General features: G+C 71.7%; 21 protein-coding genes and 2 pseudogenes. 8 read left to right on the top strand and 15 right to left on the bottom strand.

The annotated features are described in order from the left end of the window. Positions 1 to 5 precede the first annotated feature (5 nt). On the bottom strand, positions 6 to 953 hold the full coding sequence (locus tag ACFY9S_RS28935; RefSeq protein ID WP_391133761.1) for a helix-turn-helix domain-containing protein: 948 nt from the start codon (positions 951 to 953) through the stop codon (positions 6 to 8). 63 nt (positions 954 to 1,016) lie between these two features. On the opposite strand from ACFY9S_RS28935, the gene ACFY9S_RS28930 reads away from it, so the two are divergent. Then, positions 1,017 to 1,859: a phytanoyl-CoA dioxygenase family protein gene (locus ACFY9S_RS28930; RefSeq protein ID WP_391133759.1), complete on the top strand. Its 843-nt coding sequence runs from the start codon at positions 1,017 to 1,019 to the stop codon at positions 1,857 to 1,859. Here the strand turns inward: ACFY9S_RS28930 and ACFY9S_RS28925 are convergent. From ACFY9S_RS28925 to ACFY9S_RS28915, 3 genes and pseudogenes are all read right to left on the bottom strand, one after another. Further along, positions 1,859 to 2,196: pseudogene (locus tag ACFY9S_RS28925) on the bottom strand (aldo/keto reductase); the annotation flags it as partial. The gene ACFY9S_RS28930 and the pseudogene ACFY9S_RS28925 sit on opposite strands and share 1 nt — an antisense overlap. Continuing rightward, positions 2,197 to 2,733 carry a flavoprotein gene (locus tag ACFY9S_RS28920; protein WP_391133756.1) on the bottom strand — a complete coding sequence of 179 codons (537 nt, stop codon included), beginning with the start codon at positions 2,731 to 2,733 and terminating at the stop codon, positions 2,197 to 2,199. It abuts the pseudogene before it with no gap. 110 nt (positions 2,734 to 2,843) lie between these two features. Beyond that, positions 2,844 to 3,212: pseudogene (locus tag ACFY9S_RS28915) on the bottom strand (cytochrome P450); the annotation flags it as partial. 451 nt (positions 3,213 to 3,663) lie between these two features. Here ACFY9S_RS28915 and ACFY9S_RS28910 point away from each other — a divergent pair. Further along, a complete protein-coding gene (locus ACFY9S_RS28910; protein WP_391133753.1) occupies positions 3,664 to 4,296 on the top strand; it encodes a LysE family transporter in 633 nt (210 codons plus the stop codon). A gap of 107 nt (positions 4,297 to 4,403) precedes the next feature. Beyond that, a complete protein-coding gene (locus ACFY9S_RS28905; RefSeq protein WP_391133750.1) occupies positions 4,404 to 4,853 on the top strand; it encodes a nitroreductase/quinone reductase family protein in 450 nt (149 codons plus the stop codon). 86 nt (positions 4,854 to 4,939) lie between these two features. Here the strand turns inward: ACFY9S_RS28905 and ACFY9S_RS28900 are convergent, their stop codons facing one another. After that, the gene (locus ACFY9S_RS28900; protein ID WP_391133894.1) at positions 4,940 to 5,860 is read right to left on the bottom strand and encodes a cation diffusion facilitator family transporter; all 921 of its coding nucleotides are present in this window, start codon (positions 5,858 to 5,860) and stop codon (positions 4,940 to 4,942) included. A gap of 139 nt (positions 5,861 to 5,999) precedes the next feature. On the opposite strand from ACFY9S_RS28900, the gene ACFY9S_RS28895 reads away from it, so the two are divergent. After that, complete coding sequence (locus ACFY9S_RS28895; protein WP_391133747.1) at positions 6,000 to 7,025, top strand: glutathione S-transferase C-terminal domain-containing protein; 1,026 nt, start codon at positions 6,000 to 6,002, stop codon at positions 7,023 to 7,025. A gap of 46 nt (positions 7,026 to 7,071) precedes the next feature. Then, a complete protein-coding gene (locus ACFY9S_RS28890; RefSeq protein WP_102908626.1) occupies positions 7,072 to 7,368 on the top strand; it encodes a DUF4235 domain-containing protein in 297 nt (98 codons plus the stop codon). 163 nt (positions 7,369 to 7,531) lie between these two features. Here the strand turns inward: ACFY9S_RS28890 and ACFY9S_RS28885 are convergent, their stop codons facing one another. Both ACFY9S_RS28885 and ACFY9S_RS28880 read right to left on the bottom strand, forming a co-directional pair. Then, the gene (locus ACFY9S_RS28885; protein WP_102908625.1) at positions 7,532 to 7,924 is read right to left on the bottom strand and encodes a VOC family protein; all 393 of its coding nucleotides are present in this window, start codon (positions 7,922 to 7,924) and stop codon (positions 7,532 to 7,534) included. Between the two features lie 79 nt (positions 7,925 to 8,003). Beyond that, entirely contained in the window at positions 8,004 to 8,468 is a 465-nt protein-coding gene (locus ACFY9S_RS28880) for a pyridoxamine 5'-phosphate oxidase family protein (protein ID WP_391133743.1), read from the bottom strand. A gap of 659 nt (positions 8,469 to 9,127) precedes the next feature. Between ACFY9S_RS28880 and ACFY9S_RS28875 the strand changes: the two genes are divergently transcribed. Further along, positions 9,128 to 10,861 carry a hypothetical protein gene (locus tag ACFY9S_RS28875; RefSeq protein ID WP_391133740.1) on the top strand — a complete coding sequence of 578 codons (1,734 nt, stop codon included), beginning with the start codon at positions 9,128 to 9,130 and terminating at the stop codon, positions 10,859 to 10,861. A 312-nt stretch (positions 10,862 to 11,173) separates the two neighbouring features. On the opposite strand, the gene ACFY9S_RS28870 is transcribed toward ACFY9S_RS28875, so the two are convergent. The 6 genes from ACFY9S_RS28870 to ACFY9S_RS28845 form a co-directional block, all read right to left on the bottom strand. Next, positions 11,174 to 12,424 (bottom strand): cytochrome P450, encoded by a 1,251-nt coding sequence (locus ACFY9S_RS28870; RefSeq protein ID WP_391133737.1) that lies wholly within the window; start codon positions 12,422 to 12,424, stop codon positions 11,174 to 11,176. Next, positions 12,421 to 13,023: an ATP/GTP-binding protein gene (locus tag ACFY9S_RS28865; protein ID WP_102908622.1), complete on the bottom strand. Its 603-nt coding sequence runs from the start codon at positions 13,021 to 13,023 to the stop codon at positions 12,421 to 12,423. Before ACFY9S_RS28865 ends, ACFY9S_RS28870 begins: the two co-directional genes overlap by 4 nt. Further along, the gene (locus ACFY9S_RS28860) at positions 13,004 to 13,375 is read right to left on the bottom strand and encodes a DUF742 domain-containing protein (protein ID WP_033308582.1); all 372 of its coding nucleotides are present in this window, start codon (positions 13,373 to 13,375) and stop codon (positions 13,004 to 13,006) included. The genes ACFY9S_RS28865 and ACFY9S_RS28860 overlap by 20 nt, the downstream gene beginning before the upstream one ends. Continuing rightward, positions 13,372 to 13,782, bottom strand: coding sequence for a roadblock/LC7 domain-containing protein (locus ACFY9S_RS28855; RefSeq protein WP_003994857.1), 411 nt, complete (start codon positions 13,780 to 13,782; stop codon positions 13,372 to 13,374). Before ACFY9S_RS28855 ends, ACFY9S_RS28860 begins: the two co-directional genes overlap by 4 nt. A 4-nt stretch (positions 13,783 to 13,786) precedes the next feature. Further along, a complete protein-coding gene (locus tag ACFY9S_RS28850) occupies positions 13,787 to 15,547 on the bottom strand; it encodes an ATP-binding protein (RefSeq protein ID WP_391133733.1) in 1,761 nt (586 codons plus the stop codon). 266 nt (positions 15,548 to 15,813) lie between these two features. Beyond that, positions 15,814 to 16,758 carry a helix-turn-helix domain-containing protein gene (locus tag ACFY9S_RS28845; RefSeq protein WP_391133730.1) on the bottom strand — a complete coding sequence of 315 codons (945 nt, stop codon included), beginning with the start codon at positions 16,756 to 16,758 and terminating at the stop codon, positions 15,814 to 15,816. A gap of 71 nt (positions 16,759 to 16,829) precedes the next feature. On the opposite strand from ACFY9S_RS28845, the gene ACFY9S_RS28840 reads away from it, so the two are divergent. Continuing rightward, positions 16,830 to 17,780 carry a zinc-binding dehydrogenase gene (locus tag ACFY9S_RS28840; protein ID WP_391133727.1) on the top strand — a complete coding sequence of 317 codons (951 nt, stop codon included), beginning with the start codon at positions 16,830 to 16,832 and terminating at the stop codon, positions 17,778 to 17,780. A gap of 380 nt (positions 17,781 to 18,160) precedes the next feature. On the opposite strand, the gene ACFY9S_RS28835 is transcribed toward ACFY9S_RS28840, so the two are convergent. Both ACFY9S_RS28835 and ACFY9S_RS28830 read right to left on the bottom strand, forming a co-directional pair. After that, on the bottom strand, positions 18,161 to 19,267 hold the full coding sequence (locus ACFY9S_RS28835) for a zinc-binding dehydrogenase (protein ID WP_391133724.1): 1,107 nt from the start codon (positions 19,265 to 19,267) through the stop codon (positions 18,161 to 18,163). A gap of 23 nt (positions 19,268 to 19,290) precedes the next feature. Next, the gene (locus ACFY9S_RS28830) at positions 19,291 to 20,745 is read right to left on the bottom strand and encodes an aldehyde dehydrogenase family protein (protein WP_391133722.1); all 1,455 of its coding nucleotides are present in this window, start codon (positions 20,743 to 20,745) and stop codon (positions 19,291 to 19,293) included. Positions 20,746 to 20,848: 103 nt separating this feature from the next. Between ACFY9S_RS28830 and ACFY9S_RS28825 the strand changes: the two genes are divergently transcribed. Further along, positions 20,849 to 21,286, top strand: coding sequence for a MarR family transcriptional regulator (locus ACFY9S_RS28825; RefSeq protein WP_391133719.1), 438 nt, complete (start codon positions 20,849 to 20,851; stop codon positions 21,284 to 21,286). Positions 21,287 to 21,355 lie beyond the last annotated feature (69 nt).

The following is a 21,355-nucleotide window of genomic DNA, read 5'->3' as shown; positions in this document are numbered from 1 at the left end:
GGTGCTCAGGCGGGCGGCTCGCCCCGCCTCGTGCGGTAGGCCCCGGGGGGCGTTCCGTAGCGCTCGCGAAAGGTGCGGTTGAAGTGGAAAGGGCTGGCGAAGCCCGAGGCCGCGGCGACGCGTTCCACCGGCAGGTCGGTGCTTTCCAGCAACCGGGCGGCGTGGCGCAGCCGCGCCTCGCGCAGGGCACGCATGGGCGACTGCCCGACCTGTCGGCTGAACAGATGGGCGAAGCGGGACGGCGAGAGCGCGACGCCCCCGGCGAGCGACCGGACGGTGTGCGGGGCGCCCGGGTCGGCGTCGATCAGCTCCTGGGCACGGCGGATCCGTGCGTCGAATCCGGGCCGGGGCTCCGTCGGCCGGGCACCGGCGGTGGTGAGGAGGAGGATCTCCTCCAGTGCGCACAGGGCCAGTTCACGGGCCGCGCTGCCGTGCGCCACGGCGACCTGCCCGTCCGGAGGTGACGCGCCTGGCGGCGCCTCGGTGCCGGTCCAGCGGGCGTCGGCGTGCATACGCCGGAACGCCGTCTCGACACGGCCGTGCACCCCGGCCGGGGCGGAGGTGACGACGTACATCCCGTCCCCGGCGTCGTACGGCCGCAGCCACGCGGTCCAGGACGGGCGGGCCTGGCAGTGCGCCCACCAGAACCGCCAGTGCCGGGCGCCGGACTCGACGGCGTAGCCGTGCGGGACGCCCGGGGCGAGCACGACCAGCCGGCCCGCACCGGCACCGGCACGCGCGCCACCCTGCCACAGCCGTCCCCCGCCTCCGGTGGTCCAGGTGAAGAGCCAGCTCGCCGAGCCGTTCGGCCGGCTGACCGCGTAGCCGGGGCTCTGGTCGAAGTGGCCGAGCACCACCAGCCCGGGCGGCGGGGCCGGATCCCCGGTGTCCGCGGAGCCGCCGGTGTTCTCGTGCCCGGCAGCGGCGGGCAATCCGTCAGCACGCACGGGCATCCTCCTGGGCGGCTCGGGAGCCTAGCGTTCCGTACCGAGGACACATGACCGAGGAGTGCGTTCATGACAGTCACGGGCAACAGCGCCGCCGGGGCTTCCATCCTGGACCCCGCCGGGCTCCGGCGATACCGGGAGGGCTTCGAGGAGGACGGTTTCACGGTGGTGCGCGGGCTCTTCGGGGCCGACGAGATCGAGCGGCTGTGCGGCGAGTTCGCGGCGCTGCGGGCGGCCGGTCCGGTTCCGGGCCACTTCGAGCCGCGCGCGGCGGACGTGCCGGGCGCCGATCCACTGCACGTCTGGCCCCGGGTGATGCACCCGCACGAGATCAACGGCCTCGCGCGTGAGGTCATGCTGGACTTCCGGCTGCGGACGGTGCTGGAGGCTCTCCTCGGCGAGGAGGTGCTGGCCGCGCAGAGCATGTTCTACTTCAAGCCGCCGGGGGCCCGGGGGCAGGCGCTGCACCAGGACAACTTCTATCTGCGGGTGGAGCCGGGCACGTGTGTGGCGGCGTGGGTGGCCTGTGACGTGATCGACCGGGAGAACGGCGGGCTGGAGGTCGTGCCGGGCACGCATCGCATGGACCTGTTCTGCCCGGAGCTCGCCGACTCGGACGTGTCCTTCGCCCGGGAGTACGTTCCCCCGCCGCCGGGTGCGGCTCCGGTGCCGGTGGACATGGCGCCGGGGGACGTCCTGTTCTTCAACGGGAGCCTGGTGCACGGGTCGCAGCCGAACCGGGCCTCGGAGCGGTTCCGGCGGTCGTTCATCGGACACTACGTGGGGCGGTCGGCGGAGCGGATCGGGCGCTACTACCGGACGCTGACGATGAGCGGGGCCAGGGTGGAGCTGGCGGAGAGCGAGGGGGCGGGACCCTGCGGCACGGAGTTCGCGCCGCAGAGTCCCCACTGAACCGCGCGGGATTGATGACCGGGCCAGGAGGCGCCGACGATCGGGGCGGTCACCGTGGGCCGGTGGAGGAGCCGGGCGAGGTCGACCTGCGCGCGGGGGCCCTCTCCCCGGCGATACGGGTGACCGTCTCGACGACCGTGCGGTCGCCCTCCCGGTACCGGCTGCCGCGCGGTGTACTGCATCTGGAGAACTGCCAGGCGTACATCGAACTCGCCTTGATGTAGCGGACCTCGCCCGCCTTGACGAAGTCGTGCAGGGCCTCCATCGTCCCCTCGACCGGGGTGTGCGGGTCGAAGCGGTGGATGCGGTAGAGGTCGACGTGGTCGGTACCGGGCCGTCAGCCGCGCTCGACCAGGTCCAGGGCCCGGTCCCACGCGAACTCCCGCCGCCCGCCCGCCTCCTCCGGCTCTCCGGCGTACGGATCGCCGAATCGGACGCCCATCCCGCGCAGCCGTTCGAGGCTGTCCCGGTAGGCGGGGTGGGCGGCCAGGGCGTCGGCCACGCAGGGCAGGACGGCGATCGGCACGCCGAGCCCCGCGACCTCGCAGAGGGTGCCCAGGGCGAGAGTGTCGGCTATCCCGGCCGCCCACTTGTTGACGGTGTTGAAGGTGGCGGGGGCGACCACCACCGCATCGGGCGCCGGAAAGGGGCGCGGCTCCCCGGGGGTTCGCCAGGCGGACCGGATCGGACGGCCGGTCCTGGCCTCGACGGCGGCGGTGTCGAAGAAGCCGTTCATGGCGACGGGCGTCGCGATGACACCCACTTCCCAGCCCCGTTCCTGTGCGGCGGCGATCAGTTGGCCGACGTCGGCGGCGATACCCGCGGCGCAGACGACGACGTAGAGGAAGGGTGGGCGGGCGGCCTGTTCGGTCATCCCGGGAACCCTAGCGACTGCTCCGGGCTCACCGGAGGGGGAAACGGCTCCGCGTTCGGCTTCCGGCCGTGACCGTGGATGCGGCGCTCCCCCTCCTCGATCGGCAGGCCCACGATCTGCTGGATGCGTGGTCGGAGTTCGACGGCGCGCTTGAGCGTGAAATCCCCGACGACCATCCGCCGCTGGGCGCGGTGCTCGGGGTCGTCGACGCCCACCAGAGCCGTTCTGCGGTTGCGGATTCCGGCGAAGCGCCTGCTGGGGGCCGGGAAGCCGGGCCGGTCGCGGTTGGACGACAGGCGCGGGTCGGCCAGCAGGGCGCGGGCGGTGGCGTGCCCGCTGACCAGCCAGGCCTCGCGGCCGTCGAAGAGGGTGATGCGGGTCAGGGGGCGTTCGGTGCGCAGCGCGTCGTAGGCGGCGGGCGGGTGGTAGGGGCAGGTCCTGCTCTGGGGGAAGGCGACGGGTGCGGTCGTGTCCGTCATGAAGACCTCGCAGACGAATAGTGCGTCGTGCCGATCTTCATTAGATGCCCCAGGCACCTATGAGGCGACACGAAGTTCGGCCATGTCGCCGACGGCGCCAAGATGGCCGGGGAAAGCCGTAACCCTGTTCGAGCGCCGGTGGTCCGCGGTCCGCAGCCGCCGGCGCCGGGCCGACTTCCTCACCCAGAGCGCCAGCGGTCCGCAGCCTCCGCCGCGGGACCGGCTTCCTCACCAGAGCACCGGCGGTCCGCAGCCGCCGGCGCCGGGCCGGTTTCCGCGCCCGGCACGCGTCGGCAGGCCGATACGAAAACCGGTTGTCGGTCCGGTGGGGCAGGCCCCAGGATCCGGCCATGCCTACGTTCACCGTTTCCCCGCCGCTGTCCCTCGCCGCTCCCGCCCGGCGCCGACAGCAGCGGACCGGCCGCCGGGGAGGCCCGACGCCGCCACGGTCATGACCGCCGCGCTCGTCGCGGGGCTGCTCGCCGGGTACGGCATCGCCGTCCCCGTGGGCGCCGTCGGCACCTACCTCGTGTCCCTCACCGCCCGCACCTCCCTGCGCACCGGTGTCTGCGCCGCACTCGGCGTCGCCACCGCCGACGGGCTCTACGCCCTCGCGGCCACGCTCGGGGGCACCGCCCTGGCGTCCGCGCTGCGGCCGGTGCTCGGGCCGCTGCGGTGGGCCTGCGTGCTGGTGCTGCTCGCGCTGGCGGCGTGGGGTGCTGCCACCGCCGTGCGGGCGTACCGGGACCACCGGCTCGCGACCCGCACCGCCCCCGCTCCCCCGAGCCCCACCCGGGCCTACCTGGGCCTGCTGGGCATCACCCTGCTGAATCCCACCACCGTCATCTACTTCGCGGCCCTCGTGCTCGGTTCCCATGCCACCGGCCCGGCCGGTCCACTGGAGCAGGGCGTGTTCGTGCTGGCCGCCTTCGCCGCCTCCGCGAGCTGGCAGGTGCTGCTGGCCGGGAGCGGCGCCCTGCTGGGCCGCGCGCTGACCGGCGAGCGGGGGCGGCTGGTGACGGCACTGGTCGCGAGCGGGGTGATGACGGCCCTGGCCGTGCGGATGGCGCTCGCGCCGGGATGAGGTTCAGCGCTTCCGGCCGGATCCGGTGGGGTGCGGATGATTCCCGGGGACACGGGTGTTGAAGACGGGTGGCGATGAGCCGCGGACGCGACGATGGGACGGATGCCATGCCTCTGGAAGGCGAGTACGAACCCAGCCCGACGCAGTGGGTGCGCAAGCAGGTGGAACTGTACGAGAGCTCCGGCGGTACGGAGGGGACGACGCTGCAGGGCTCGAAGATGCCGGTCGTCGTCCTGACCTCACGGGGCGCCAGGAGCGGCAAGCTGCGCAAGACGCCGGTGATGCGGGTCGAGCACGAGGGGCGTTACGCCGCGGTGGCCTCCCTCGGCGGGTCGCCCAAGCACCCCGTCTGGTACTTCAACATCCTGGCCCACCCGCAGGTGGAGCTTCAGGACGGGCCGGTGAAGCAGGACATGACCGCCCGTGAGGTCACAGGCGAGGAGAAGGCCGCGTGGTGGGAGCGGGCCGTCGCGGCGTACCCGGCGTACGCCGACTACCAGAAGAAGACGGACCGGGAGATACCGGTGTTCGTCCTGGAGCCGGCCGAGCGCGGCTGAGCCGCTGCCGGCCGCGGCCGGCGGACAGCCGGCGAAAAACTCTCCGCCCCGTGGGTGTGAACCGTACGCGACGGGGCACGCGTGATTCAGGCCCCGCCGCGCTCCCCCGTCGCGGCGGGGCTTTCCGCTGCCTCGCGGGCGGGGCGGTCGGTCACGTCGAGGAAGATCTGGTCGGCTTCGGGCACCGTCCGGGCTATGGATCGCTTGATGCGGACGGCGACCTCCTCCACGCGCTCGCTGTCCAGGCCGGGCACCAGGTCGACGCGGGCCGCCACCAGAGCCGTGTCGAGTCCGGTCTTCATCGTGAAGAGCGCTTCCACACTGTCGATCTCGGGCTGGGCCCACAGCAGCGCCCGGATCCGCCCGCTCGACTCCGGGTCGGCCGCCTCGCCGATCAGCTGGTCCCGGGCCTCGCGGCCCAGCCGGAAGGCCACGTAGACCAGCAGCGTGCCGATCGCGAGCGAGGCCGAGGCCTCCCACACCACCTGGCCGGTGATCATGTGCAGCGCCATGCCCATGATGGCCAGGGTGACGCCGAGCACCGCGGTGCCGTCCTCGGCGACGACCGTCCGCAGGGCCGGATCGCGCAGCCCGGCACCCGTGCCGCCCTGCCGGCGCACCTGGTACAGCGCCCGCAACAGTGAACCGCCCTCCGCGAGGAGGGCGATTCCGAGCACGATCAGGCCGGCCACATAGCCTCCGAGTTCCTCCTCCGCACCGCTCGTCAGGGCTTCGAAGCCCTGGAAGAAGGAGAAGCAGCCGCCCATGACGAAGATCCCCACGGCCGCGAGGAGCGACCAGAAGAACCGCTCCTTGCCGTAGCCGAAGGGATGACGCCGGTCGGCGGGGCGACGGCTGCGGCGCAGCGCCGCGAGCAGGAACACCTCGTTCAGGCTGTCGGCCACCGAGTGGGCCGCCTCGGACAGCAGGGCGGGGGACCCCGCCACCAGGCCGCCGATGGCCTTGGCCACCGCGATCACCAGATTGGCCGCGAGCGCCACCAGCACGGTGACGCGTGTCTTGTGATCACTTCCTTCATCAGTCACCCACGCCGATTGCCCCGGTCGGAGGTACTCACACCGTGCCGACGGCGGAAAACGGGGAACGCGTTCACCAGGGCCCACGTACGGCAAGGAGGTCATTCCCATGAGCCGCGACGACGGCGACGACGGCAACACCGGCTACGGAAGGAGGGCGTTCAAACGGTCCAAGGCGCATTTCGCGGACCGGGTCACCGCGGACGGCCGGGACGGCTGGCCGGTGGAGGCCGGCCGCTACCGTCTGGTCGTCAGCCGCGCCTGCCCCTGGGCGAGCCGGTCGCTGGTCTCCCGGCGGCTGCTCGGCCTGGAGGACTCCCTGTCCCTGGCCGTGGCCGACCCGATCCAGGACGACCGCAGCTGGCGCTTCACGCTGGACGACGACGGCCGCGACCCGGTCCTCGGCATCCGCTTTCTGAGTGAGGCGTACGACCGCCGGGAGTCGGACTATCCGGGTGGTGTCAGTGTGCCGGCGCTCGTGGACGTGCCCAGCGGCCGGCTGGTGACCAACGACTACCAGCAGCTCACCCTCGACCTCGCGACCGAGTGGACCGCCCTGCACCGGGACGGCGCGCCCGACCTGTACCCGGACGCGCTGCGCGACGAGATCGACGAGGTGATGGCGGACGTCTACGAGGACGTCAACAACGGCGTCTACCGGGCCGGGTTCGCCACCGGGCAGGAGGAGTACGAGGCCGCCTGCACGGGTGTGTTCCGGCGGCTGGAGCTGCTCGCGGGGCGGCTGGAGCGGCAGCGGTACCTCGTCGGGGACACGATCACCGAGGCGGACATCCGGCTGTTCACCACGCTGGTCCGCTTCGACGCGGTCTACCACGGCCACTTCAAGTGCAACCGGTGGAAGCTGACGGAGAACCAGGTGCTGTGGGCGTACGTCCGTGACCTGTACCAGACGCCCGGGTTCGGCGACACCGTCGACTTCGACCACATCAAGCGCCACTACTACCAGGCGCACACCGGCATCAACCCGACCCGCGTCGTTCCCCTGGGCCCCGACCTGTCCGGGTGGCTGACCCCGCACCACCGCGAGGAGCTGGGCGGCCGGCCGTTCGGTGACGGCACACCGCCCGGGTCGGTCCGCGTCGAGGAGCGGATACCGACGGCGCACACCCCCTGACCACCCTCACCCACCCTCACCCACCCTCAGCCCTCTAGGAGTTCCCGTGGCAAAGAAGAAGAAGATGTCCCTCGCCTACCAGCCCGTCGGGTTCGTGCTCGGCTGGTCGGGCGGCTGGCTGGCCGGGCTCGCCTTCCGCAAGACGTGGATGGCGATCCGGCACGAGGAGGACGCGCCCGACGCTCTGGACAAGGACCGCGGCTGGGGCGAGGTCCTTCTGGCCGCCGCGATCCAGGGCGCGATCTTCGCCGTGGTGCGCAGCGCCGTGGACCGCGCGGGCGCCAAGGCCATCGAGCGTTCGACCGGCACCTGGCCGGTCGGCGAGAAGGGCGGCCGGGACTGACCGCCGCCCGGCCCTGCCCGGCGGCTGCCGGGCAGGGCCGGCCCTTCCTCAGCCGTTCACCTTGAACGTCTTCGATCTTCATGCTTCATGTGCCCCCGGCCGGCGCCCTCTTCGGGACCTGGCTCGGGATCCGGTCGTTGCCGGCGACCGGCTGAACTCTCGCTCAGCCCTGCTTGGGTGCCGTCGGCGCGGTGCGGCGCAGGGTGAAGGAGTGGCCGGCCGGATCGGCGTAGCCGCGCTCCTCCAACGGGCCCGATGGCTCCTTGGCCTCCAGTGGACGGCCACCGAGACTGATGACGCGGCGTTCCACCGCGTCGAGGTCGTCGACCACGAACTCCAGATGGGCCTGCAGGGAGTTCTCGGGGCGCGGCCAGCTGGGCGGGGTCGCGTTGACGTCCCTGCGCAGTGCGATCCGGAAGCCGTCGGCGCTCTTGATCTCCACCCGGTTGGCGGTCGCGTCCGCTTCTTCCCCTTCCAGCAGCTCCTTGTAGAACACCGCGAGCTTCTCGGGCTCGGCACAGTCGAGCACCAGGACACCCGCTTTCACCAGTGCCATGTCTCCTCCGCAGGATTCCGGCCGCGGGGCGGTCGTGCCCCGCGGCCCTGTACCTTGCGGTTATCCCGGTCCGGCCGATTCAGTCAGCCGTCAACCACCGTCCGTCGCGCATGAGTTCGCGGCCGTCCAGTTCGTCGGCCTCCCGCCAGGCCTGCACCCGCTGGGGCACGACGCGGAAGTAGAGATACGGCGTGGCCAGCCCGCGGGGGTCGAACCCGGTCTTGGCGGCGAAGAGTTCGGCGTCCTCCTCGGTCAGCTCGCCGGGCTGGACGGTCTCCACGGCGCCCTCGACGAGCACGACGTCACGGGTCGGTCCGATGCCCACCCGGGCCCGGCCGGTCGCGGCGAGGTTCCGTCCGGTGGGGCTCGACGCGCGTGTGGCGAACAGCAGGTACGAGCCGTTCCAGAGGAACGACAGGGGGACGAGGTACGGCGTCCCCGACGTGCCGTCGGCCGTGGCGACCCAGGCGTCCACGTCGTGTTCGAGACGGTGCAGGGTGTCCTTCATGCGCTGCTCAGCGCCGCGTGCGGGTTCGGACGTCATCGTCGCCAATCCTCCTGAAACGTCGTCGACTGACGCTTGCCAGTGTGACGTTCCGAGGCCGCGGAGGCACGGCGGACAAGCCGATGCCGGGTGAGGGACGAGGGAGTATACGCAGCTCATGCGGTTCGGGCAGTAACGGAGATCACGGCAGGGTTACGGAATGGCTGATTCATGCCTTGGGCAGTCTCGTACCGCTTCTCGGTTCAACTTTCGGACTGCGAAGCCGAGTTCGAGTGTACGGACGGTCACAGCACCGTCCGCTCGCAGGGGCGGGGGGCTCTGCGGTCCGTCTCCCGAAAGGAAGCACATGCCTCAGGACGTCCGGCTCGACCTGCCCTTCGACACCCCTGTCGGCTACCCACACGCCTCGGGCGAAGCAGCGCCTATCGGATCCAGTGGTCGCGCCACACCTGACGAGCCGCGAGTGCTTCCTGATCAACACAGCTGAGGCCTGTGCAGGTGCTCGCGTTGCGGCAGGAGTGCCGTCGACGCCGCAGTCCTGCCCCTCGCGGTCGTTCGTAGCAGGAGCCGAAGCCGGTCGCACGAGTCCGGCCGTCCGGCGAGGCCGTCACGAAGGTACAGAAGATTCCCGGACACGGCAGGTCAACGACCACGGTCGTTCCCTTCCGTTGCCAGGACCACAGCTTATGGGGAGACCGGTGTTCAAATCTCGAGTCGCAGGTGCTGTTCCGAAGGCGTCCGCCGACAGCTCGCTCCCGGCGCAGCCAAGCGCCCAGCTCCACCCCACGGAGGCGGGGGACACCCTGGCCCGCCTCTTGGTGAAACACGCCAAGGGGAGCACTGAGCAGTACCGAAGGTCCCAGAACGCCGCTCAGCAGCGGCTGAACGCATTCGGCTCCGCCCACTCCGGCACCACGCTGCAGGTGGAGGGAGCCCTCCACCTGGCACGGCCCGCGTTCCTCCCGCCCGACGAGGAGGGCTCCGCCAGGTTGAGGCACCTCGACACCAGCCTGCGCCTGATAGAAGCAGCCTTCCCCCAAGTCAGCACCGACATCGAGGCCTGCAGACTGGCCTGCACGATGCTGGAAGGCGCCTGGAGGAGCCGGGCACTCACCCCGCCGCGCGAGGAGGAGCAGACAACCGTCTGCGCCTGCCCTCTGTGCCGTCGGCTGCCCACGCCCCCCGCACGCACGCTGGACGACTACCGCTGGCGGCAGAGCGCCGGTCGTCCCCTCGCCGTCAAGACCTGGCCACACCGCCGGGAACTCGACAGCGTCCTGACCGGTGGATGGTCCTGGACCCGGCAGATGAACGACCTCGAACGAGACCTCGGCCACCGCCACCGCTTCGAGGACGACATCCTCGTCTTCCACGAATACAAACGCGTGATCGACACCATCGACACGACGCGCCTCACCCAGCACGTCGAAGGCCGCCTGGCCGAGAATTTCAGTGCCAACAGCGCACGGGCCCTGGTCTCCGGACTCTTCGCAGCCCACAAGCGCTCCGTCGACGAGTACTGGCTCCAACAGCACGACGCGGGCAGCGTCATGCTCCCCCAGACCAACCCGCTCAACCAGAGCACCTACTCAGCCCTGCAGATGCTGGACTGCCTGTTCTGGCACGTCGCCCCCGACACCGAACTCTGGCAGGAAGAAAACCTCGCCGCCCTGCTGCTGTGCCGCGTCATCGACGACATGGCCGATGTACGAGCCGACGCCCTCACCGGCGAGATCAGCAACTTCTGGCTCGCCGACATGCCCACCCACACCAAGGCGCTCTACGCCGCCTGCGCGATAGCCCTCGTCAAGTACGGCTGCATGCCCGAGGCGCACAGCCCGATGTGGAACACCTGGCTGATGAACACCACCATCGTCTGGATGGGGCTCACGGGCCGTCACGCCCTGTGGTTCGACGGCATCACCCAGGGCCTCCCCCCGGCCGAGGAGTGCCCGCTGTGCGACCTGCAGCCCAACCCGTGCACCGGCATCCTCACCGACGGCACCACGCTCACCATCGCCCCGCGGCCCACCGCACCGGCACTGAGCACCCGGGCCGCCGAGCTGTCCGCACGCTGTCGAGCCCAATACCCCGGGACGTGGGCCCTCTTCGACGCCGAGCTTCATGCCTTCGAAGCACTGCACGGCCCCTGGTACGGCAACACGGACACCACATGGGAGATCTTGCGCCGCACCTACATCGCCGCCGTGGAGGCATCCAGCGCCGCACCGTCGCCGGACCGCGCCCGTCATGTCCAACAAGACGCCGGCGTAGTCGGATCCGAGATGTTCCACACCCTGCACGACCATCGGACCGGGAGGGAAGACACCGCACTGCTCGCCTACATGTTCGGCTGCGCCCACCCGCATTTCCTCTGGAACGCCACGGGATACCGTCCCACGAGCGTCGCAGGCGACTGGCTCGACGGCTGAGGCCTCGACCTTGAGTGCTCGGGCCGCTGCTCGCATCCGCCTGGCGGGGGCAGCGGCCCAGCCTAGGCCCGACCCACCGCAGACGCGGAAGCACACGCACGCACGGCGTTGCCCGGCCGGAAGCCGGCCGGGCAACGGTCCGCCGGCGTGGTTGCTGCGACCGGACAGGTTCACCGGCTTGCGACGCCCGGCACGGCACCTCGCCGCGTTGTCGCATCACCCGAGTACATCCAGTACGCGGGCGATGCTCCGCCTTGCGATGCACCGCACCGGACGCCGCAAGCTTTCCGGCGAACCTGTCCGGTCACAGCACTAGACGGCGAACTCGACCGGCAGGCTGTCCAGCCGGGACTCCCACGTGGAGGCCGTCGAGCTGAGTTCTTCCGGCGGCACGGCCAGGCGCAGGTCCGGCAGCCGGTGCAGCAGGACGTCCACGCCGATCTCGATGATGGACTGGCCGATGTTCTGCCCCGGGCACTCGTGCGGTCCGGCGCTGAACGCCAGGTGCGACTGGTTGCCCTGCACGGCGACGGCCGAGTCGGGCCGTACGTCCGGGTCGAGGTTGCCGGCGGCCAGGCCCAGGATGAGCAGTTCTCCCTCCTCGACGTGATGGCCTCCGAACTCCATGTCGGCGGTTGCGAACCGGCCCGGCAGCACCGACAGCGGCGGGGCGTCCCACATGACCTCTTCCACCACAGAGGAGATGTTCAGCTCCCCGCTGACCAAGCCGGCCAGCCGGGCGGCGTCGGTGAGGACCCGTTGCAGGACCCGGGCCAGCAGATTGCTGGTGGTGGTGTGCGCGGCGATCAGCACCAGGCGCAGATGGCTGACGACCTCGTCGTGGTCGAGGCCGGCCGGGTGCTCCAGCAGGGCCGTGGCGAAGTCGGAGCCCGGCTCGGCCCGCTTGCGCTCGGCGAGTTCCGCGAGGATCTGCATGATCCGGTCGTTGTGCTCGAGGGCGCCCTCACCGCCCTTGAGGACCTGGGCGCACGACTCGATCAGGCGTTGCCCGTCCGCCGCGGGAAGGCCCAGCATCCTGGTGAGCACGAGCATCGGCAGTTGCTCGGCGTAGTCGGCCACGAGGTCGGCGTGCCCGGCGTCGGCGAACGCGTCGATTCGCTTGTTCGCGAAGTGCGTGACGTGCCGCCGGATGCCGCGGGCGGCCGCTGCCTGCAACCCGTCGGTGACGGCGCCGCGCAGCCTGCGGTGCGGTTCGCCGTCCTGGGACACGCAGTCGGGGCGCCAGCCGACCATCGGCATGATCGGCGAGGTCTCCTCGATCCGGCCCTCCCTCCAGTCCCGCCAGATCCGCGCGTCCCGGCTGAACTGGCGGGGATTGTCGAGCACCCGCCGGTTGTCGCGGTATCCGAGGACCAGCCAGGCGGGCACGTCGCCTTCGAGCAGGACCGGCGCGACCGAGCCGTGCTCCTTGCGCAGCCGCTCGTAGATGCCCACCGGGTCGGTCGCGGCGTCCGGGCCGTACAGCCTGGTCAGGTCGGCGCCGTGGTGGGCGACGGGGCAGCCCCGCACGGGCTGGAGTCCGGATTCGGTCGAGTCGTTCATCGGGGCTCCAGGGCCACGGCCGAGCGTTCCTTCAGATGGTGGATCAGCGCGACCAGGACGTCCCGGCTGGAGGCCCGGTCGCGGGCGTCGAAGGCCACGACCGGGGTGTGCTCGGGGATGTCCAGGGCGTCCCGGATCTCCTCGGCCGGGTAGTTCCGCGAGTCGGGAAAGACGTTCAACGCGACGACGAAGGGGACTTCCAGCCGCTCCATCTCCTCGATCGCCCGGAAGCTGGACTCCAGGCGGCGGGTGTCCACCAGGACGACCGCGCCGAGGGCCCCCTTGAACAGCCCGTTCCACAGGAACCAGAACCGTTCCTGCCCGGGCGTGCCGAACAGGTACAGCACCAGGCTCTCGTTGATGCCGATCTTGCCGAAGTCCAGGCTGACGGTGGTCTGCGTCTTGTCGGCGACGCCGATGAGGTGGTCGACGTCGGCACTGGCCTGGGTGAGGGTCTCCTCGGTGGTGAGCGGCTTGATGTCGCTGACCGACCGGACCATGGTGGTCTTCCCGGTGCCGAACCCGCCGGCGATCATCACCTTCACCGAGCGGGTGTCCCCGGCCGAGCCTCCGGGTCGGTCAAAGCCTTTCAAGTCCACTGAGTACCTCCTCAAGGAGCGCGAGGTCGGGCCCGCGGCCGGCGTCGTGCGCCGGGATGGGGTTACGGGCTTCGACGCGACCTGCGTCCAGCAGGTCCGACAGCAGCACCGCGAGAATGTTGAAGGGGAGCCCGAGGTGGGCGCCGAGTTCGGCGACCGACAGCGGGTCGCGGCAGCGGCGGAGGATCTCCTCGTGCTCGTGCTGCATCCCCGGTAACGGGGCGGCGCGGGAGACGACCAGTGTCGCCACGTCGAGGCTCGACGCCGAACCGCCCGGTCCGCTGCGCCCTCCGGTGAGGACGTAGTAGCGCTCGAGACCGGACGGGTCCGACGGTCTGCGGGGAGCACTCATCCAGAGTGCTCCTCCAGGCGCGGAGTGGTGCCGAGAAGCTCACCCATCCTGCGGGCCAGGTCCCTCATCTGGTGCCCGAGCAGGCCCTGGTCGAGGCCTTCTCTGGCAAGGACACCGAGGTACGTCTCCACACCCGCGCGCACGACGAAGAGGTGCCCGCCGTCGACCTCGATCATCGCGAGGCGCAGCTGCCCGGCGTACTTGGGGAACTGCTCGGCGACCGGCTGGGCCAGCGCCTGCAGGCCGGCCACCACGGCCGCGAAGCGGTCGACGTCGTCGGGGTCTTCGGCGCCGTAGGAGGTGATGGCCTTGCCGTCGCTGGAGGCCACCAGGGCGAAACGGATCTCCTGGATGCTCTCGACGAGATCGCGGAGCGCCCAGCTCACATCTGTTCCTTGCTGTGTCATGGGACTAGTCGCTCTCTTCGGTGCGGTGCTCGGTGTACTCGCGGCCGGCGAGGGTGTCGCGGTCGTCGGCCGGCTCGGAGGCCTCCGTCGCGTCGCGTCCGGCGGTGGCGAAGGCGGCGAGACCCGAGAAGGACGCGTCCGGCGGAACGGCGGCGACGGTGCCCCGGTCGGACCGCTCGGCCGGCCTGGGCGCCTCCGTCTCGGTCCGCTTGCTGCGGCGCCGGGGCAGTCCGCCGGGCGTGGTCTCCCCCGTCTCGGCCTGCACAGCCCGTGGTTCGGGCGCGGTGGCCGTCTCACGGGCCGGGGCAGCCGGGGCGGTGCGCACCTCCGGGGCGGGCGCGGCCGGTGCGGTCGCGGCCGTGGGCAGCGGGCTGAAGTACTTGTGCGGCACCACGACCACCACGGAGGTACCGAGCCACGGCGAGTCCGCGAAGGTGACGCGGATGCCGTAGCGGCGGGCGAGGGCACCGACGACACGCAGGCCGATGTTGGCGTCCTCGGTGATGCCGCCGAGGCCGGCGCCGGGCGCGGTGCCCGCGAGGGCGTGCTCGGCCTCGCGCTTCTTCTCCTCGCTCAGGCCCTTGCCGGAGTCCTGGATCTCGATGCCGACGCCGTTGGGGACCTCCTTGCCGGAGATGAGCACCGGCTCGGTGGGCGGCGAGTAGCGGGCCGCGTTGTCCAGGAGGTGGGCCAGGATCAGCGTGAGGTGGTCGACGAGGCCGCCGTCGACGCCGAGTTCGGGCAGGTGGCGCACCTGGATCCGGTGGAAGTCCTTGATCCGGCCGATGCCGCCGCGCACCACGCTCAGCAGCCGCTGCGGCTCCTGCCACTGCCGGCCGGGCCGGTCGGATCCGCCGAGCACGCCGATGCTCGCGGCGAGCGAGTCGGCGGGACCGAGCTCCTGGTCGAGCTCCATCAGGCCCCGGGCGACGGCCGGCAGCCGGCCGTGCTCGCCCTGCATCTCGTGCAGCCGGCCGCGGAGCTTGCTCGTCAGCACGTGGATGCGGTTGCCGATGCTGATCACGGCCTGCTCGGCGGAGGTGGAGCGGTCGAACTCCGCCTCCAGGCCGATCAGGGAGGTGCGCAGCAGCTTGCGCAGTTCTGCCTGGAGTTCCGAACTGACCGCGGCGCACTGGCTGACGGTGGGCAGCAGGTCGTCGATGGCGTCGCCGGCGCGCAGCTTCTCCATCGCGTCGGGCAGCTGCTCGTCGGCGAGCCGGGCGACCGCGGCGAACTGGTGGGAGAGCTGTTCCTGCCAGACCTCCGCCTGGTCGGCGAGCTGGGCCTCGTAGGAGGTGGCCTGCTCGGTCAGCCGTTCCTCATAGGCCCGGGACCGGTCGGCGAGCTGCGTCTCGTACGTGGCGCTCTGGTCGGCGAGCTGCGTCTCGTACGTCGCGCTCTGGTCGGCCAGGCGCCGCTCGTACGCCGCGTTCTGCTCGCTGAGCTGGGATTCCAGGGCGGCGCGTTCGGCGGTGAACTTGCGTTCCAGGCCTGCCACATGCTGCTGCCACTGCTGGTTGTGCTCGGCCTGCGTGGTGCGGAAGGAGCCTTCCGCACGGTGCAGTTGTGCCCGGGTGCGCAGCAGCAGCCGTACGCACACGGCACCGGCCGCCGTCGCCGCGACTCCTGCGACGGCCGCGGTTATTCGATCCGAGCTCATGAACGTGGCGGCTACGGTCCCGCCTCCCAAGCCCAGCGGCATCAACCACCAGCTGTACCAGGCGACAGGGGCCCGCGCCGCCGGTGGCGGAGTGGCGAGTTCCATCTGCATCCTTCGAAGCAAACACGATCGAACGGGGGGGTGTGTGGACCGCACTCATGAGTACGCACTGCGAGTCGACTGGACGCGATCGCGTCAACTCGCAGCGCCGATCGGAACCCTATCGGGTTTGAACCCGAAAGGATCAATCCCGGCCCCCTCCGGACGTGAGGGTTCCGTCACGCTTCGAAAGAAGACAACAGGTCGACAAATGGCTTTGCTGTCAGTGCAATTGGCCCCGCGTCAGGTGCCGTGCGCGAGTGCCGTCGGGGTCAGCGGGCGGTCTGGAAGGTGCGGCGGTAGGCCTGCGGGGAGACACCGATCGCCGCGTTCAGATGCTGGCGCAGGGAGGCGCCGGTCGCGAAGCCGACCCGGCCGGCGATCTGATCGACCGTCAGGTCGCTGGACTCCAGCAGCTGCCGGGCCCGGGACACACGCTGCTGGATCAGCCAGCGGCCGGGGCTGATGCCCACCTCGTCGTGGAAGCGGCGGGCGAAGGTGCGCTGGCTCATCCGCGCATGACCGGAGAGCTCGGCAAGGGTGAGGGGTTCACCGAGGCGCTCCAGAGCCCAGGTGCGGGTGGCCGCTGTGCTCGCGGCGCCCTGCTCGGGGACGGGCTGCTCGATGTACTGGGCCTGGCCGCCGTCCCGGAACGGCGGGACGACGCAACGGCGGGCGACGCTGTTGGCCAGGAGACTGCCGTGGTCCTTGCGGACGAGGTGCAGGCAGATGTCCACGCCGGAGGCGGCCCCGGCGGAGGTGAGGAACGGGTGGTCGTCGACGAAGAGCACGTCCGGGTCGACGTCGACCCGCGGGAACATGCGCCGGAAGCGGTCGGCGACCTGCCAGTGGGTGGTCGCCCGGCGCCCGTCGAGGAGACCCGCGGCGGCGAGGACGAAGGCGCCGGTGCAGATGGAGACGATGCGGGTGCCGGGGCGGATGAGCGCGAGGGCGGCCAGGACGTCGCCGGGCACCTCGGCGGTCAGCCGGGCCGGCGCGACGGGCGCGATCACCACCGTGTCCGCCGTGGCCAGGGCCTCGGGGCCGTGTTCCACGGTGACGCCGAAGTCGGCGTCGGTGCGCACCGGACGGCCGTCGACCGAGCAGGTGAGGACCTCGTAGCGGCCGTCGGCCGCCCCCAGGATCCGGCTGGGGATGCCCAGCTCGAAGGGGTACACCCCGTCCAGGGCCAGAACCACCACTCGTTCACGTCGCATGGCACGATCCTAGCGAAGGTTGGCAATCTTGCCATTGGCGGGCGGTGTGCGGACCGGCACGCTGGTTGACCATGAGCACACAGAACACGATGCGAGCCATCAGCCAGGACGTCCTCGGCGGCCCCGAGGTCCTGAGGGAAGTGCGGATCGAGCGCCCGGCGCCGAAGCCGAATCAGGTACTGGTCCGGGTGCGGGCCGCCGGGGTCAACCCGACCGACTGGAAGCACCGGGCGACGGGCGGGTTCCTCGGCGAGCCGCCCTTCGTCCTCGGCTGGGACGTCTCCGGTGTGGTGGAGGCGGTCGGCATCGGCGTGGCGGCCTTCGCACCGGGCGACGAGGTCTTCGGCATGCTGCCGTACCCGTACGGGCACGGCTCGCACGCCGAGTACGCCATCGCCCCGGCCCGCGCCCTCGCCCGCAAGCCGGCCGGCGTCGACCACACCGAGGCGGGCGCACTCCCGCTGGTCTCACTCACCGCCTGGCAGGCGTTCACCGAGCACGCGGACCTCCGGCCCGGGCAGCGGGTGCTGATCCACGCCGCGGCGGGCGGGGTCGGGCACGTGGCGGTGCAGATCGCCAAGGCGCGCGGCGCGTATGTCATCGGCACCGCGAGCGCGGGCAAGCACGAGTTCCTGCGCGAGATCGGTGTGGACGAGGCGCTGGACTACCGGGAGACGGACTTCACCGAGGCCGTCAAGGACGCCGACGTCGTCCTGGACACGATCGGCGGCGACAACGCCCTGCGCTCACTGCGCGTGCTGCGCCCCGGAGGTGTCCTGGTGTCGATCCTCCCGGGCGGCTCGGACGACCTCTACGAGGAGGCCGGGCGGCTCGGGGTGCGGGCGCTGCGGATGCTGGTGGACGCCGACCGCAGCGGCATGGAGGCGATCGCGGAACTGGTCGGGGCGGGAAAGCTGCGCGCCACGATCGCCGGGACGTTCCCGTTGTCCGGCGCCGCGGAGGCACACGCCCTGGGCGACACCGGCCGCACGAAGGGGAAGCTGGTGCTGCTCAACGACTGAGCACGCCCCGGCCACCGGCCCCGCTCCGACCGCCGGGCAGCCGGGGTCCCCCCATCGGCCGCACGCGGGCGAGCCGGCGGCGCACCTTCGGGGTGGCCGGGTTGGCGCACCTTCGAGCCGGCGGCGCACCTTCGGGGTGGCCGGGTTGCCGGACGGCTGCGTGACCGTCGCACCGGCCCCGTTCCGACACCGTCCGGCCGGTCCCGTCGCGCGGAGCGGCAGCAGGTCCCATCGCGCGGAGCGGCGGCCGGTCGCGCCGGAGTCGTCCCGGCGACCGCGCGGCCCCCGGGGCCTCACGGCGCTCGCGCCTCGCCCGGCCGCCGACGGCGGCCGGCTCCGCTCGCCCTGCCGCCCTCTCGCGGGACCGTCGGCCGACCGCGTCAGAACGTCAGAACAGGCTTGATCGTCTTGCCCGACCTCATGTCCTGGACCGCACGGTCGATGTCCCCGAAGGGGTAGGTGCTGATCAGGCGGTGCAGGGGGAGGCGTCCGTCCTTCACCAGACGGACCAGGGCCGGGATCATGGTCTGGGTCTCGCTGTCGCCGAGGGTGAGGCCGACGATCCGCTTGCCGCCGAGGAGGCCGTTGACGTCCAGGGCGACCTCGGTGCCGAAGGGCGGGGCGCCGACCGCGACCAGGGTGCCGCGCGCGGCCAGCGCGTCGACGCCCTGCCGCAGGACGCCGACGTTGCCCGTGGTCTCGACGACCCCGTCCGCGCCCTGTCCGCCGGTGATCTCGGCGAGGGCCGGGGCGAGGTCCGTCCCGCTCGTGTCGACGGTGTGCGTGGCGCCCAGCTCCGTCGCCAGGGAAAGGCGCTCGGCGACCCGGTCGACGGCGACGATCCTGGTGGCAGGGCTGAGGGCCGCCGCCATCACCGCCGACAGGCCGACCGCTCCGGCGCCCAGGACGACGACCGTGCCGCCGGTCTCCGGCTTCAGGACGTTCCACACGGCGCCCACACCGGTCTGGACGCCGCAGCCCAGCGGGGCGATCGACTCCAGCGGCACGTCCGGGTCGACCTTGACGAGGCTGCGCTCGTCGGCCAGGGCCCGCTCGGCGAAGGAGGACTGGCCGAAGAAGTGCCCGCCCAGAGCCTGACCCTCGCGGCTGATGGTGCTCGTGCCGTCGGCCCGGCTGCCTCCGAGCAGGTTCAGCGGCAGCCAGGTCGCGCAGTACGCGGGGTGCCCGCCGCGGCAGTTGCGGCAGTCGCCGCAGGAGGTGAAGGAGAGCAGGACGTGGTCGCCCGGCGCCACGCCGGTGACGGCGGAGCCGACGGCCTCGACCACGCCCGCGCCCTCGTGACCCAGGACGCCGGGCAGCGGGAAGGGCAGTCCGCCACCGGCCACCCCCAGGTCGGTGTGGCACAGGCCGGCGGCGGCCATGCGGACCAGCGCCTCGCGCGGGCCGGGTTCGTCGAGGACGACGTCGGAGAGGGTGAAGGGCGCGCCGCCGGACTCGACGACCGCGGCACGGGTGGTGGTGGGCATCGCGGGAACTCCTTGGCGGTGGCTCAGTCGAGCGAGACGACGACGGACTTGACCTTCGTGTAACCGGCGAGGGCCTCGGGCCCGTACTCGCGGCCGTAGCCGGAGTCCTTCACGCCGCCGAAGGGCACGGCGGGGTCGAGCATCGCCCAGTCGTTGACCCAGACGATGCCGGCCTGGAGCCGGCCGGCGACCCGGTGCGCGCGGGCGAGGTTGCTGGTCTGGACGCCCGAGGCCAGGCCGTAGGGCGTGGAGTTGGCGAGGGCGACGGCCTCGTCCTCGTCGTCGAAGGGCTGCACGGTGAGGACCGGGCCGAAGATCTCCTCCTGGATCACGCGGGAGTCGTTGGCCAGATCGGCGATGACGGTGGGCCGGTAGTAGTAGCCGCCGTCGAGGTCGAGCCGCTCGCCGCCGCAGACGATCCGGGCGCCCTCCTTGCGGGCCAGGGCGACGTACTCCTCGACCTTCTTCAGGTGCTTCTCGGCCGCCATCGGGCCGACGACGGTGGCCGGGTCGCGCGGGTCGCCGACCGGCACACCGGGCACGGCCTCGGCGAGGATGCCGAGCAGTGTCGGGTACACCGAGCGGGCCACCAGCAGGCGCGGTCCGCCCATGCAGAACTGGCCGGTGTTGAAGACGAAGCCCTTGATGACCGCTCCGACGGCCTTCTCCAGGTCGGCGTCCTCGAACACGATGTGGGCCGCGTTCCCGCCGAGCTCCATGGTGACGGGCTTGAGCGCCTCCCCCGCGACGCTCGCCACGTGCCGGCCGATCGCGGTGGAACCGGTGAAGGCGACCTTGTCGACGCCGCGGTGGCGCAGCAGTGCCTCGCCGGCCACCGGGCCGGTGCCGGTCACGACGTTGACCACGCCGTCGGGGACGCCCGCCTCCTGGAGCAGCCGGGCCATGTAGAGGGCGCTGAGCGGGGTCTCGTCGGCGGGCTTGTGGACGACGGTGTTGCCGGCCGCGAGGGCGGGGCCGAGCTTGGAGCCGGCGAGGATCAGCGGGAAGTTGAACGGGGTGATCGCGGCGACCACGCCGAGGGGCTCGCGCCTGGTGTAGGCGAGGGCGTTCATGGGGGTCTCGCGCAGGGCGCCGTCCTGGCTCTGGGCGAGGTTCGCGAAGTACTCGTAGTCGTTGGCCGCGTTCGTCACGTCGACCGCGCCGCACAGCGTGATCGGCTTGCCGACGTCGAGGCTCTCCAGTGCGGCGAGGTCGTCGGCGTTCTCCCTGATCAGCTGGGCGACGCGGTGCAGCACCCGGCCGCGCTCGCGGCCGCTCAGACCGGACCAGGCACCGTCGTCGAACGCTTCGCGGGCGGCGCGTACGGCGGCGTCGACGTCGGCGGGGCCCGCCTCGGCGACGGTGGTGACGACCGTGCCCCGGGACGGGTCGACCACCTCGGTGCGCGCTCCGTCCGCGGCTTCGCGCCATCGGCCTCCGATGAACAGCTGCCCGGGTGTGCCCTCGAAGGTGGTCATCGCCACTCCTCAGCGTCGTCGCCAAGATTTCAACAAACAGGATTCCTGTCTGTGCGCAGTCTCTTTACGGACAGGTTTCCTGTCAATGGTCTAGCCTGCTTCCATGCTCGACACACAGGCGACCAAGGCACCCCCTTCCCTGCTCTACATGGTCAAGCAGGTGGAGCTCGTCGTGCGTTCCCATCTGGACGAGCTGGTCAGACCTTCCGGGATCACCGCCCTCCAGTACACCGCACTGACCGTGCTGGAGCGGCACGACGGACTGTCCGCCGCCCAGCTGGCGCGCGACTCCTTCGTCACCGCCCAGTCCATCGCGGACCTGGTGCGCTCCCTGGAGGGCCGCGGACTGGTGAGCCGGGAGCGCAACCCCCGAAACCGCCGGGAGCTGCTGATCCTGCTCACCGACGCCGGCCGCGAGCTGCTCGCCCGGCACGCCGGGCCCGTCCGGGAGCTGGAGGACCGGATGGTACGGGACCTCACGGCGCACCAGACGGAGCAGTTCCGCCAGGCGCTCACCAGGGCCTGGCACGCCCTGTCCTAGCGGAGAGCGCGCCCCTGTGGCGCCCCCGCGCACGCCCCGGCGTGAACCTCGGCCAACTCGGCCGCAATT

It is taken from the genome of Streptomyces sp. NPDC012474, from assembly GCF_042955185.1.
In the GTDB taxonomy this organism is placed as follows: Bacteria; Actinomycetota; Actinomycetes; order Streptomycetales; family Streptomycetaceae; genus Streptomyces; species Streptomyces cahuitamycinicus.
Note: the sequence above shows the minus strand (reverse complement) of the source record. Positions and strands in the feature narration are given on the sequence as shown.

Bases quoted from the DNA above. Each gene is read 5' to 3' on its own strand.
- ACFY9S_RS28935 (WP_391133761.1), bottom strand. From the start codon at position 953: ATGCCCGTGCGTGCTGACGGATTGCCCGCCGCTGCCGGGCACGAGAAC.
- ACFY9S_RS28930 (WP_391133759.1), top strand. From the start codon at position 1,017: ATGACAGTCACGGGCAACAGCGCCGCCGGGGCTTCCATCCTGGACCCC.
- ACFY9S_RS28920 (WP_391133756.1), bottom strand. From the start codon at position 2,733: ATGACCGAACAGGCCGCCCGCCCACCCTTCCTCTACGTCGTCGTCTGC.
- ACFY9S_RS28910 (WP_391133753.1), top strand. From the start codon at position 3,664: ATGACCGCCGCGCTCGTCGCGGGGCTGCTCGCCGGGTACGGCATCGCC.
- ACFY9S_RS28905 (WP_391133750.1), top strand. From the start codon at position 4,404: ATGCCTCTGGAAGGCGAGTACGAACCCAGCCCGACGCAGTGGGTGCGC.
- ACFY9S_RS28895 (WP_391133747.1), top strand. From the start codon at position 6,000: ATGAGCCGCGACGACGGCGACGACGGCAACACCGGCTACGGAAGGAGG.
- ACFY9S_RS28885 (WP_102908625.1), bottom strand. From the start codon at position 7,924: ATGGCACTGGTGAAAGCGGGTGTCCTGGTGCTCGACTGTGCCGAGCCC.
- ACFY9S_RS28880 (WP_391133743.1), bottom strand. From the start codon at position 8,468: ATGACGTCCGAACCCGCACGCGGCGCTGAGCAGCGCATGAAGGACACC.
- ACFY9S_RS28870 (WP_391133737.1), bottom strand. From the start codon at position 12,424: ATGAACGACTCGACCGAATCCGGACTCCAGCCCGTGCGGGGCTGCCCC.
- ACFY9S_RS28860 (WP_033308582.1), bottom strand. From the start codon at position 13,375: ATGAGTGCTCCCCGCAGACCGTCGGACCCGTCCGGTCTCGAGCGCTAC.
- ACFY9S_RS28855 (WP_003994857.1), bottom strand. From the start codon at position 13,782: ATGACACAGCAAGGAACAGATGTGAGCTGGGCGCTCCGCGATCTCGTC.
- ACFY9S_RS28850 (WP_391133733.1), bottom strand. From the start codon at position 15,547: ATGGAACTCGCCACTCCGCCACCGGCGGCGCGGGCCCCTGTCGCCTGG.
- ACFY9S_RS28845 (WP_391133730.1), bottom strand. From the start codon at position 16,758: ATGCGACGTGAACGAGTGGTGGTTCTGGCCCTGGACGGGGTGTACCCC.
- ACFY9S_RS28840 (WP_391133727.1), top strand. From the start codon at position 16,830: ATGAGCACACAGAACACGATGCGAGCCATCAGCCAGGACGTCCTCGGC.
- ACFY9S_RS28835 (WP_391133724.1), bottom strand. From the start codon at position 19,267: ATGCCCACCACCACCCGTGCCGCGGTCGTCGAGTCCGGCGGCGCGCCC.
- ACFY9S_RS28830 (WP_391133722.1), bottom strand. From the start codon at position 20,745: ATGACCACCTTCGAGGGCACACCCGGGCAGCTGTTCATCGGAGGCCGA.
- ACFY9S_RS28825 (WP_391133719.1), top strand. From the start codon at position 20,849: ATGCTCGACACACAGGCGACCAAGGCACCCCCTTCCCTGCTCTACATG.